8 protein-coding genes are annotated in these 13,179 nt (G+C 36.4%); 4 read left to right on the top strand and 4 right to left on the bottom strand.

Annotated elements, in window-relative coordinates; all coding sequences use genetic code 11:
• Positions 1 to 5: 5 nt before the first annotated feature.
• Together NMK36_RS27655 and NMK36_RS27650 are read right to left on the bottom strand one after the other, a co-directional pair.
• Positions 6 to 2,768, bottom strand: a complete 2,763-nt coding sequence (locus tag NMK36_RS27655) for a CBS domain-containing protein (RefSeq protein ID WP_072717578.1) — start codon at positions 2,766 to 2,768, stop codon at positions 6 to 8.
• A gap of 67 nt (positions 2,769 to 2,835) precedes the next feature.
• Positions 2,836 to 4,203: a 16S rRNA (cytosine(967)-C(5))-methyltransferase gene (locus NMK36_RS27650; protein WP_254175104.1), complete on the bottom strand. Its 1,368-nt coding sequence runs from the start codon at positions 4,201 to 4,203 to the stop codon at positions 2,836 to 2,838.
• Between the two features lie 90 nt (positions 4,204 to 4,293).
• Here NMK36_RS27650 and NMK36_RS27645 point away from each other — a divergent pair, with 90 nt between their 5' ends.
• The 3 genes from NMK36_RS27645 to NMK36_RS27635 all read left to right on the top strand — a co-directional run bounded on the left by NMK36_RS27645 (position 4,294) and on the right by NMK36_RS27635 (position 7,157).
• Complete coding sequence (locus NMK36_RS27645; protein WP_254175103.1) at positions 4,294 to 5,646, top strand: adenylate/guanylate cyclase domain-containing protein; 1,353 nt, start codon at positions 4,294 to 4,296, stop codon at positions 5,644 to 5,646.
• Between the two features lie 98 nt (positions 5,647 to 5,744).
• Positions 5,745 to 6,263, top strand: a complete 519-nt coding sequence (locus NMK36_RS27640) for an ARC6/PARC6 family protein (protein ID WP_254175102.1) — start codon at positions 5,745 to 5,747, stop codon at positions 6,261 to 6,263.
• A gap of 393 nt (positions 6,264 to 6,656) precedes the next feature.
• Positions 6,657 to 7,157: a hypothetical protein gene (locus tag NMK36_RS27635; RefSeq protein ID WP_193871549.1), complete on the top strand. Its 501-nt coding sequence runs from the start codon at positions 6,657 to 6,659 to the stop codon at positions 7,155 to 7,157.
• Between the two features lie 217 nt (positions 7,158 to 7,374).
• Here the strand turns inward: NMK36_RS27635 and pdhA are convergent, their stop codons facing one another.
• A complete protein-coding gene (gene pdhA / locus NMK36_RS27630; protein WP_254175101.1) occupies positions 7,375 to 8,406 on the bottom strand; it encodes a pyruvate dehydrogenase (acetyl-transferring) E1 component subunit alpha in 1,032 nt (343 codons plus the stop codon).
• A 547-nt stretch (positions 8,407 to 8,953) separates the two neighbouring features.
• On the opposite strand from pdhA, the gene NMK36_RS27625 reads away from it, so the two are divergent.
• Positions 8,954 to 10,426, top strand: a complete 1,473-nt coding sequence (locus NMK36_RS27625) for an MBOAT family O-acyltransferase (protein WP_254175100.1) — start codon at positions 8,954 to 8,956, stop codon at positions 10,424 to 10,426.
• Positions 10,427 to 10,462: 36 nt separating this feature from the next.
• Here the strand turns inward: NMK36_RS27625 and NMK36_RS27620 are convergent, their stop codons facing one another.
• Positions 10,463 to 13,171, bottom strand: coding sequence for a glycosyltransferase 61 family protein (locus NMK36_RS27620; RefSeq protein WP_072717585.1), 2,709 nt, complete (start codon positions 13,169 to 13,171; stop codon positions 10,463 to 10,465).
• Positions 13,172 to 13,179: the final 8 nt, after the last annotated feature.

Genomic DNA, 13,179 nt, shown 5'->3' with positions numbered 1-13,179 from the left:
AAGAGTTATAACGGATAATTCTGTTGTAAAAAGGCTTCCGCAGACGTGCGATCGCAGACTTCCCCATCTAATGTTGCTGTTAATAAATCATCTAACATTTGTTTAAATTGACGACCCGGTTTATATCCCATGGCTTTTAAATCATTCCCATTTAAAGCAGGTTTAATCTCCCGCAATTGGATTAAATAGTTCCAAATGTGTCGTCTAACTTTTCGATCTGAATGAATAGCGATTAAAATTAACATCGGTAAACTATAAAGTTTAAATAACCAGAAAAATTGACTATTTTTTTCAGCTTGAGAAAGGGTTTCCAAAATTTTATCTTGAGCAGGTTCTAAATTTTTTAACCGTTCAATACTTTCAATCTGTAATTGAAGAGTTTGAGCTACTTTTTCTCGATATTGGGGAGATAAATAGGCAATTAACACTTCTAAGCGAACTTCCCAATGGGTTAAGGTTCGTTGGGAATCAAACCGTTGTAAACAGCGATCTACAGAGCGAATTTGTTGCCATAACTGGGGACTTAATTCTAAGGTTGGATGAATACACCGTAAGGCTTTTAATTCTCCTAAAAGTTGTAAAGATCGCTTCCAATAGTGAGACTGTAAAATATATCTTAACTCACTTTTTAAACGGGTTTCTAACGCCGGAACTCGACGATTTTGATCAAAGGATTTATTACTTTCTTCCCGTTGTTTTTCATAAATTCCACTACTAATGGCATAACGAATATATTCTTTGGTTTGAGTTTCAATTTCAAATCCTAAACGCACCGCGAACCGCACCGCACGATAAATTCGAGTCGGATCTTCAATAAAACTATTAGAGTGTAAAACTCTAATTTTTCGTTGTTCTAAATCTAAAACTCCCCCAAAAAAGTCTAATAATTCTCCAACCAGGGGAGGCGTTAACCGCAAAGCTAAGGCGTTAATGGTGAAATCTCGTCGATATAAATCTTGACGAATTGAACTCGCTTCTACCTCTGGATTTGCCGCCGGATAGGGATAAAATTCGGTTCTAGCGGTAGCAATATCAATCCAAAGAGAATCTAAAATTGGATCATTATGCCATAATAAAGCAGCCGTTTGAAATTGTCCATGAACATCTAACCGCGCAGCCGGATAATGCTTTTGTAAATCCATGGCTAATTCTACGGCGGGAGAACTGAAAGATAGATTATCTCCATTATAATTCGTATTTCCATAACATCCATCCACCACAATATCAATATCACTTAATACCACCGTTGTTTCGGGTTCTGCTAATAGTAAATCCCGTACCGCACCGCCAACTAAATAAACCTGCCAGCCCCGTTTCTGTGCTAAAAAAGACAGATGATTTAATAAAGTTAATAGTGGCGTTGCTAATCGTTCTTGTAATAATTCTTCTAAGGTGGAACAAGTCACCCCCGGAATACACCCTTTTAAGGGGGATTTTTGCGGACGTTGCTGTTGATGGAGTAACCTTAAAACATCGGTTCGGGTAACAATTCCAACTAAATTTCCTTGATCTAAAACTGGCAACCGTCCAATATCATACGTCACCATTAAATATTCGATTTCGGGTAAAGTTGTATCCGGGGTAATGGTTTTTAATTGCGGGGTCATATATCCCTTAACAGGTGCATGACTAAACCCATGATGTAAGGCAATATCTAAATCTCGCCGGGAAATAATTCCCACTAATTGATCTTGTTCATCAACGACTGATAGACCGGAATGACCATAGCGTAATAAAATTCGATGGGTTTCTTCTACAGAAGTATCAGGACGAATGGTTCTCACCGGAGAAGACATTAATTCTTTTGCTGTTGGTGGGTGAGGAATTTGTGCTTTTAATTGTTCTACTAATTGATTTAAAATTTCCGAAAAATTACCGTCTTTTAAGCTAACTGAAGCAGCACGGGTATGTCCTCCACCGCCATAGGGTTTAAACAATTCATTGAGATTTGTTTTCTCAATTCGAGACCGTCCAATAATACTGAATCGATCCCCTTCTCCTTTGCCATATTGATGTCCTAAGAGTAAGGCATCGCTTTCAGTTAAATCGATTAATTCAGACGCAACACTGGATAAACCGGGCACATATTCATCGGTTTTTAATAATACCCAAGCAACGGTATATCCTCGAATGGTTGATTTTTTTAGCTGGTCTAATGCCAGGGTTAATAAATCTTGTAATTTAGGCGGTAAACCCGGTTCTACATATTCTGAAATCACAGGTAAACTTGCCCCTTGCTGCATTAACCAAGCTAACGCCATGGCATCTCTCGCAGTGGAATGGGGGAAGGTTAAAGACCCTGTATCTAAATGAATTCCTAACGCCATTACCGTTGCTTCTGCTGTGTTTAAAACCACCGGTTGAGCAGAATTTTGAGCGAAGATTTGTAATTGTTCAACAATTAAAGTTGTGGTGGCACCCACGGCTTCAATATAGGTTTCTGTAGCGGGAATATCGGATTTGATATCGGGATGATGATCATAAATTCTAATGGTTGATAAATTGGCTAATTTAAACCATTCTGCACTTTTTCCTAAGCGATCGCAACTTTGGGTATCAACCACAGTAATTGAATGAATTTTATTGGGATTAACTGACCGACGTTCAATTAAAGGAAATTCATCTCGATAAAACGCTAAAAAATCTCTCACCGCCGGATGACTTCCCCCGGACAATACTATTCGACTTCCGGGATAAATTCGAGTCAGTCCCACCGCCGCACCCAAAGCATCAAAATCAACAGTTGTATGGCATAAAATTAAGTGCATAAAATTAGGAGTAGGGTGTGTGGAACAGGCATCTTGCCTGTTAAGTGGGGTGGCGGATGTATTTTAATTAAGTTGGCTCTTTCATTAATTTTACCATAAAAAATCCATCCATATTCTGTCTATGGGGCCAGATTTTAATCCAGCCTTCTGGTTCAGGAGAAAGGGTAAAATTCCCAGGAGGAGGTAAAATTTTCCAATTAGAATGTTGGCTTAAAAAGGTTTGAATTAAGGTTTCATTTTCTTGGGGATGGAGGGTACAGGTAGAATAAACTAAACAGCCTCCCGGTTTAACCCAAGTTTGGGTAATTTCTAATAACTCCGATTGAAGTTGAGACAACTCTTTAATATTTTTAGGATCATGTCTCCAGCGTCCATCCGCCCGCCGATGTAACGTTCCTAAACCCGAACAAGGTGCATCTAATAATAGCCGATCTGCAACCTCAAAATAACCTTTTAACTCCCGAATATCTCCCTGTTGAGGATGGATAGAATTGAGTTGTAATCGGGTTGAATTTTGCTGAACTTTTTTTAATCGAGATTTAATCGAATCAAAGGCTAAAATTTTACCTTGATCTTGCATTAATTCAGCAATATGGGTGGTTTTTCCTCCGGGGGCGGCACAAGCATCAATAATGACTTCTCCAGGTTTTGGATCTAATAAATAACTCACCCATTGAGCACTACTATCTTGAATTGACCACCACCCTTGATCATAACCGGGTAAATTTTGAATTGCACCGACACTTCCCGTTAATCTTAATCCTAAAGAAAGTCCAGAAATTCGATGAACTGCAATTCCCCTTTCTTGAAATTCAGATTCTACTGTTTCTAAGGTTGTTTTTAACGAATTAATTCTTAAATCAAGGGGGGGAGATTGATTAAACCAAGTACAAAGCTGTTTTGTTTCTTCTAATCCTAAACTATCTAACCAAAATTGAATCAACCAGTCAGGAAAACTATAGAGAATTCCTAATTTTTCGATGGGATTTTGGGGTAACTCAAAACAGGTAAAAATAGAATCAGGTGTTTCTAAAGGACAATTTCCTTGCTCTCGAATATAATGTCTTAATATCCCATTCACAAAACCACTAAAGTGCGTTAAGCCATTTTGTTTAACTAATTCCACACTGGTATCTACCGCAGCCGAATTGGGAATCTGATTGAGATAGCAAATTTGATAAAAACCAAGATGTAGTATAGTACGAATATCCGGGTGCTGTTGATGGGATTTTTTAGAAGCTAAGTAATCGATTAAGGTATCGAGCGATCGCCTTCTACGAACACAGCCATAGACTAATTCGGTGGTTAAGCGTCGGTTAATATCCGATAAATCAGATTGACGAAGCCATTGATCTAAAACCACATCAGCCAGCCCACCCCGTCGGTTAATGTCTCGGAGAGCTAAAAATGCAACTTGGCGCGGATTATTATTCACAGTTATTTTAACACTCAATTCAACTTAATTGGACAATAATTTATCCCAGATAGATTGTATTGAACTCATAGCTGAAACCCCAAATAAACCATGACTACAACTGACTCAAGACTATCAGAAATTGGTGCATTTATTCAAACCAACCTCAAGAAGTTTTCTTCAAATTTAGCTCCAACTAAAGCTCAAACTTATGACGATTGGCGAAAGCATTTTCTTTACCAACGTTTAAGTTTAGGTTTTACTTTAGCTCTGATTTCCTATTTTACCTTTACTCTTTCACAAATTAACAATTTTTTCTTTGATCCCGACCATTTCCAGCCGTCCTGGTTAGCCACACAAGTCGTCGCTGAGTTAGGTTTAATTATTGGTTTAGTCCTGCTGCGAACTCCCTTGGGGATGAAATATCCGGGGTTAATGTTTCTGTTATTATCTTGGGTCGTCACAATTACCCCGCAAATTCGAGAAAACCTAAACGGAATTGCTACTGCTTCCATTATTGAATGGCCGTTAATGTTTTTTTCTCAAGCTACATTAATTCCGGTTTATTGGCCTTTACATTTAATTTCTCAATTAGGGGTTTTGATCTATTATCACGGAAGCCAAATTTTATTTAATTTAAAACTGGTTCTTCCAGCCCCTTGGATGACAGCAGAGTTCTTATCTCTGTATTTATTTTGGATTTGTTTAATTTGCAATCTTTCAGTGTATTTATATGATCGGTTAGCGCGTTCGGAATTTAAGTCTCGTCAAGCCTTAGAAAAAGCTTATGATCTAGTTAAAGAAGAACAGGAACGCTCCGAAAGTTTACTCTTAAATATTTTACCCCATTCCATTGCCCAACGGCTAAAACTACAACCTAGTACCATTGCCGATAGTTTTACCGATGCAGGCGTTTTATTTGCCGATATTGTGGGTTTTACGGAACTTTCAGGACAGTTTAATCCGGCTGAATTAGTTAATTTACTCAATCAAATCTTTTCGGAATTTGATCATTTAGCTGAATTACATGGGTTAGAAAAAATTAAAACTATCGGGGATTCTTATATGGTGGTTTCCGGTTTACCCATTCCCCATGATGATTATGCACAAGCGATCGCAGCTATGGCTTTAGATATGCAACGAACCCTGAAAGAATTTAATGTCAAAACTCAACAAAATTTTCATATTAGAATTGGAATTGCAACTGGGCCAGTAGTGGCGGGAGTGATTGGAATTAAGAAATTTATTTATGATTTATGGGGAGATACGGTTAATCTAGCAAGTCGGATGGAATCCCATGGACTTACCGATGAAATTCAAGTCACAGAAACGACTTATTTAGCCTTGAAAGAACAATACCTATTTGAAAAACGAGGGACAATTTTAGTTAAAGGGAAGGGAGAAATGACCACTTATTTATTAAAAGGGAAAAAAACTCTAGCGGTTTCCACCAACATTCCTTAATCAGAAAAACTCTCGGTCAGGGTTAGAGTTTCCGAAAATAGGGTCTTGACAGTTGTTGTTATGATTAGAGAAAATTAAATTCTATTTCACGAACAACAATGAAAGCTACCTTATTCACCGTAACTCTAATTCTGTCCTTGACGATCACTGAAACTGTTCAAGCCAAAACGTTAATAGAAAATCATTCCTTGAGTTTACAACAGTCTGTCAATGAGACTCAAATTGCTCAAAGTACAAATCCAATCAGTTTGGGACAAGCCGCAGATTTAATCACACAATGGTTAACTGCAAAATCGAGGATTTTTGCTCCTCCCTTTGACCTTCAGCTTGTTAGCCAATTAACCACAGGGACGTTATATAACGATACCTTAAAAGCGATTGATTTTTTAAGGAATAACGATGCTTTCTATCAATATGGAGTCCAGAAAGTTGAATCCGTTGAACGGTTTGCAGCATCAGGAAATAAAGCGACCATAGAAGTTAAAGTCACTGAGGATACAACTTTATACAAAAGGGGTCAAATTCTTGAAAGTAGCTTTAATACGAAATTAGTGCGTTATAATTTAGAAAATTGGGATGGAATTTGGAAAATAGCGAACTCTCAAGTTTTGAATTAAACACTCCTGAAAATAGCGATCGCTAGTCATTAATTATGGTACAAGAACTGATTAATTTAAGAACCTGCATTGAAGAACAACGCTATGATGAAGCGTTAATAATTATTGAGGAATAAGAAGCCGAACGAATTATCAATAATTTTACAAATATAAAATTGATTTTACTCAAGTAAAATATTGATTAAAATCGGTATTATAGCTCTCAGCATTTGTTTTTATATTTTCCTAAAAAAATATTTACTTCATAGACAAGAAAAAATCAAGTTAAGAAAATATAAGTCTTATAGGTATTTCTAATTCCTATGATACCATAAAGAAAAGTTATTTTGGGAGATGATCATAAAATCAAGTCTTCTAAAGCTTTTGATTATCCATCAAAAAGGAGATTAAATTATGCCTAGCGGTCAACAAATCTCTAGTTATTCGCAAATTTATCGAGATATAAAAAAAACAATTCATTATCATCGTCAAGATACTTATTGGAGTTGTGTGATTTTCCTGATTATGCAATATTCTATTCCTGTATTGTCAGCATTTTTAACAGCTGTTATTGGCACAAAAATGTTTTCCGAAAATGTTGTTTTATATATGGGAATTTTACTGACAGTGTTAGGAACTTTTAACTCAATTTTAAAGCCTGCTGAAGGTTATGAATGGGCAGCTAGTTTTTCTAATAAGTTTGAAGAATTTGAGAATGATTTGAATCTATCAATGATAGAATTAGGAGCTAGAAGCGAAACAAAAGAATCTGATTATATTCAACTTTTAAGAACGACTAATCATAATTTAGCAAAATTGATTGATGAACGAAATCAACGACAAATCGCTTTCTTTAGATCTAGACCTACTGAAGTAGTTAATGAACTTCCTGTAATTGCTGGGGATACAGAGTAATTTTTTTCAAGGCAAAGGGTAAGCAATCTCGTCCAAAACAAATTTAATATCATTCGAGGAGTTGATCAAAGCTTAATCGACTTACCCGGAGGAATGGCTTGGAAAGAAGGACATTAAATCTCTCGTGAAAAAACCGGGTTTCTCATTGTTATTTCGGTAAAAACAACAAAATTCTTGTTAAGAAACCCGGTTTCTGTTTTCGGTGATTTACAGTTTATTAATCATCGGCATAAATATAACGGCACAGATCTTGGGGATCAGGTTCAGGGCTACTTTGGGCAAATTCAACCGCATCATCAATCGTGGCTTGAACTTGTTGATCAATTGCTTTTAATTCCTCCTGGGTTGCTAAATTATGTTCCGTTAAATACGCTGCAAATTTTTTAATCGGATCACGAGCAAACCAAAATTCTTTCTCCTCTTTATCCCTTAATTCATCAGGATCTGCCAAAGAATGTCCTCGAAAACGATAGGTTAACGCTTCGACTAAGGTTGGGCCTTCCCCAGCGCGAGCACGAGCAACGGCTTTTTTAGCCACTTCTCGAACCGCTAAAACATCCATCCCATCGACTTCATAACCCGGCATTCCAAAAGCAGGGCCTTTTTTGTAGATTTCGGGGTCAGAAGTTGCCCGCTCATGGGCCATCCCGATCGCCCATTTATTATTTTCGACCACATAAATAATCGGCAATTTCCATAATGTTGCCATGTTCAAACATTCAAAGAATTGACCGTTATTACAAGCTCCATCGCCAAAGAAACACATGGTTACTTGATCTGCATTGGGATCATTCATGGCTTCCCGACGGTATTTACTTTGAAAAGCAGCCCCCATAGCCACCGGAATTCCTTCAGCAACAAAGGCAAACCCCCCTAATAAATTATGTTCAGAGGAGAATAAGTGCATCGAGCCACCCCGACCCTTAGAACAGCCTGTAGCCTTGCCAAATAATTCCGCCATGACTTGACGAGGGGGAACTCCCGCGCTCAACGCATGAACGTGATCCCGATAGGTACTACAAACATAATCTTCATTTCGGCGACCGGCGCGGATCATCCCCGTCGCAACGGCTTCTTGACCGTTGTACAGGTGGACAAAACCGAACATTTTGCCCCGATAATACATCTCAGCGCATTTATCTTCAAACAACCGCCCCAAAACCATATCCTCATACAGCATTAACCCTTCATCACGGGTTACAGCCGTTGCATCCGCCTTAAATGTCGGTAACGTGCGTTCCTGTACCATTGTTTCCAATCACCTTTACCAATTTGAATTTATATTTTACCAGGGCTGTTTCATCTTCAAGTTAAAAAGACTAAAAAAAGAGGGCTGGGACTAGCCGTGCTTTTTGGCGCATCACTATTTAATAAAATCGAAAGCCAGGGCGATACCACTACCTATCAGTATAGCAATTTTTTTATCAAAAAACAATACCCAATTCCTGAATTGTATATTTGTAAAAAGTTAATCAATTTAGAGTATTTAAAGTCTGATTCCCCGAAAAAAAGAAGATGATAAAACAAAACCTATAGCGCTACTTGAAGAGGGGACAGGGAACAGTAAGAAGTGAAAGGGTTTGAGAATTCAGAAATGTCAAACACCGTAATGCGTAGTGCTATATAAAAAAGTGTTTTTTATAAAAATCAATAATTTCCAAAATAGCTTTCGGGCTTTCTAATTAATCGTCCCCTTTTCTGCTATACTTTTAAAACATGAAACCCCTCTGGGGAGAAGGCGTAGTGTTACGTTTTCTCTTTTTTGCCGACAGTCAATCGCTAACAGCCAACCATTCATGACATTTATATCTGTTCTCTACGCACTATTTTTATTAATTCTATTAATATTTTATTGGATTCTTCCGTGGAAGTTTTGGCGACTTTTTATCCTATTAATAGCGAGTCTAATTTTTTATAGTACATTACAAATTCAATATATTCCTTTACTGTTGCTATGGACAGTATTTAACTTTGGTTTAGCCTTAACCATTGTAGAACCCCAAGAATGGGAAATTCCTCACATTTCTTGGAATCGTCGTCGCTCTTTCTTGTTAACCCTAGGTATTATCATTAATGTTTTAATTTTAGTTGGGTTTAAATATTTACCCTTTATTTTCAATATTGTAGGAACCGCGTGGAATCTTCCTGTGATTATTAATACAGGGAATTGGATTGATCAATATGTCATGGCGCCTTTAGGGTTAAGTTTTTTCTGCTTTGAACTCATCGCTTATTTAGTTGATGTTTATCGAGGTGCACCCGCATCTACTTCTCTCCTCGAATTTGCCGCTTATAAAATATTTTTTGCTAAACTAATTTCAGGGCCAATCACTCGTTATCATCATCTGAATAATCAATTTAGAACCCTAAAATTTCCGGTTCCTGAACAAATTGCTGATGGGTTATGGTTACTCGCTAGAGGTGCAATGAAGAAAGGACTGTTAGCTGATAATTTAGGGATTTTAGTAGATCTCAGTTTCAGTAATTTACAACGAGCCGGAAGTGGGGATTTGTGGTTAGCAACCTTTGCTTATGGATTACAATTATATCTTGATTTTAGCGGTTATGTTGATTTAGCCAGAGGCACAGCATTACTCTTGGGATTGAGTTTACCTATTAACTTTGATGCACCTTATTTTACCACCAGTATTGCCGATTTTTGGCGACGTTGGCATATAACATTAGGAGATTGGTTACGGAATTATTTATATTTTCCTTTAGGTGGTTCTAGGGTGGGATTATTTCGCACTTGTCTGAATTTAATCATCGTCATGTTAATCGCTGGAATTTGGCATGGTGCGGCTTGGGGATTTGTCGTTTGGGGAGGATTACATGGTTTAGCATTAGTGGTTCATCGCCTCACAGACGCAATATTTACGAAATTATCTATAACCTGGATTTGGAAAAGTTTACCTGGTGTTTTTATCGCTTGGTTAATCACTCAATTAATGGTATTTACCGCTTGGATTTTCTTTAGAATTCCCAATTTACAAGATTCTGGGTGGGTTATTCATCATTTATGGGGTCATACGGCTGATGTACAGTTTGCTCATAAAGTTTATGTTGAAGCTTTAGGTTTAGAACGACACAATCTTGTCATTGTATTAGCTTCTATTTTTGGATTAATGGCTTTGACAACGTTCTTAAACCGAGGGTTAAAATTAGAGTTAAATTGGACAGTCAAATTAGCCTTAGTCCCCCTTAGCTTTTTTGCGGTTTGGCTATTAGCACCTGAAGGCGGTTTACCCTATATTTATTTTGATTTTTAATTGTTATAAAAGGCAATAGGGAAGATTTTAATCCATTTATACTCCTTCAAGCAAAGTCAAAAATTGCTGAATATCAATTAAAATATCTTCAGAAAAATTTCGAGGATAGGTGAAACGATGCAGATAGTATCCAGGAAGAGTTTCGCCAATATAATAATAGTAATCTAATTCTACTAAATTACTAATCCACCAATAGCAATGATAAACATAATTCGGCGAAAATAATTCAATCACTTTCGTTCCCGGTTGACAAAATACTAAATTCGTTAAACCACTCCCATGAGGCGCAATAATCAGTTCAGCTTGGGAAAATAAAGCGGCTTGTTCAACAACGGACATTGATTCTAATTGAACAAATTCAACTCCGAAGAGTTTTAAAATAGTTAATAACTCATCCTCATTCAAAATTCGACGGCTTTTAGCCGAATTCCGACTAATATAAATTCGCTTAAAATTAGGTGAATTTGAAATCAAATCTGGAATCAAAAATTGTTGTTTTAAGAAATCGCACGTCCATTTTGGCATCCAAGCGACACAACCGGGAAAAGAAGGGACAATTAACTCTGTGGCTTGAACATGATGAAGGTTATGAATATTGATTTGTTGATTTTCAGTAATTCCTAATAACTCTAAAGTTTCCTGCTGAAAATGACAACGATTATCTACAATAAAATAATCAATATTATCCCAATTAATATTGCTTTTTCTCAATAATTCAATTCGCGGTAACACATCTAACATCCAGTGAAAATAAACAGAATTTGAAAGTCCTGCTAAAACCGAAACAGTTCCTTGAATCTGATGAATAGGAGGTAATTTCTGAACAGATAAAATGGAGTGATGTCTAGGATGTTTTTCAGGATGACCTGGACTCAATAAAGGAAATTCAGGGGAAAGATCGCCTAAAAAATGCTGTTCACTGGTCAAAATTGCCGATTGGGTTTGATCAGAACTTAACCAAAACCTTCCTTGTGATAATTGAACCACAAAAGCAGACGGAAGTTGAACGCTTTGACCAAATCTAAAACTAAAATGAATAGAATCATCCAGGGATTTAGGCGGTTTTAAATCGACAACCGTTTCAGAATAAATTTGTTGATAATTAAGTTGATTTAAAGCATGAAGCTTTACCCAATCTTTGGTTAATTCATCAAACTGAGTTGGTGGGTTAATAGCTTGAACTTCGGAAAAATTAAGATTAGGGTTCAGTTTTCCAGCTTGAAATAAATGGTTCAGTAAACTATCAACTAAAACTGCCATTGAGGATTCTTTTTCTAAAGCTTTTTTTAAATAAAACAACCCGTGTTCTGTTTGATAATTATAAACCAATAAAAACCCAAAATATCCTAAATATAAAGCAGATTCTGAATCTTCTTTTAAACTCTGTTTTAAATAGTAAATTGCTTCTTGAATTTCTCCGGTATTAAATAAAGCTTGAGCTAAACCATAATAAGCTTCAGCTAGATTAGGATGATAATGAATTGCTTCTTTAAAATGGGTGATGGCTTTTGAAAAGTGTTCTAATTTTAACCAACATTGTCCGACTTTTAAGTGATACCTGGCTTTTCTATCCTCCAAAGAAAGTCTACTCCCCGGTTTTGCAATTGTATTGATACCGGATAGAGAACCTGATAAATTTGCAGCCAAATAACACTGAACAGCTTCTAAATAGTCTTGTTTATGCTCATAAAATATATCTCCAAAGGTTAAATAAATTTCAAAATGATGAGGATCAATTTCTTGTGCTTTTTGCAGTACCGTTAAGGCTGAATCAGGATCAAAATTTGATAAAATTTTTCCTAAATAAAGATATAAATCTATCGGTATTTCTGAGGGAAAAGATAATAAATTCAAAAATTGAATCGCCCGTGAATTAATATTAGGGGTGAATAGAGTTTGATTTTGAATCTGTTGAATTAAAGCTTGATAAAATTGAGGCTGTTTTTGTATCCCTTGCTTGAGGGCATCAATTCCTGATTCTAATAATCCTTCGATAATTAAATTAATTCCTAAATCACTATAAGCAGGTGCATAATTGGGTTGAAGTTGAATTGAATTTTGAAACGCATCAATAGCGAATTCCCAGCGTTTAATTTGAGTAAAACACAGTCCTAATTGATAATAGCTTAAATAATCTGGGGAACGCTGAATCACTTCTTGATAACATTGAATCGCCTGCTCAAATTGTTCTAATTTTTGATAAAGAATGGCTTGATTAAGATAAGCAGAACAGTGATTGGGTTGCAATTCAATTCCCCGTTGCCAAACCTCAATTGCTGTTTCTAAATCTCCTTGAAGCGCAATGGCTTGACCTAAATTATCATAAATTTCAATATCTGTCTCACACCAGTCTAAAATAGCCTCATAAATCTGTTGTGCAAATTGAGGATATTGAGACGATAAATAACCCTTTGCTTGATGTTTTAAAAAATTAATAAATTCACTAATTTCAGGTGCTTCTAAATCTAAATTAAATTGAGTAAAAGCCGAAAACCAAATCGTTTGTGCTTGAAATGAATCTCCGTATAATAACCAAGATAATCCTAAATACCAATAGTTAGAAATAATATCAGGAAACTCTAAAATACACTGTTCATAAATTGAGACGGCTTCTAAAAACTGTTGTTTGTCCAAAGAACGATTTCCTTGTTCTTGGAAGGAAGCCATAGAATTTAATAACTCATCTTCCCCTCCCAAAATGTGGGAAGAAAGGAAGGTTTCATTTGAGTCTGGATTTTCTGACATTGAACAAC

It is taken from the genome of Planktothrix pseudagardhii, from assembly GCF_904830925.1.
In the GTDB taxonomy this organism is placed as follows: Bacteria; Cyanobacteriota; Cyanobacteriia; order Cyanobacteriales; family Microcoleaceae; genus Planktothrix; species Planktothrix tepida.
The sequence above is the reverse complement of the archived record's forward strand: the minus strand, read 5'-3'. Positions and strand labels throughout refer to the sequence as shown.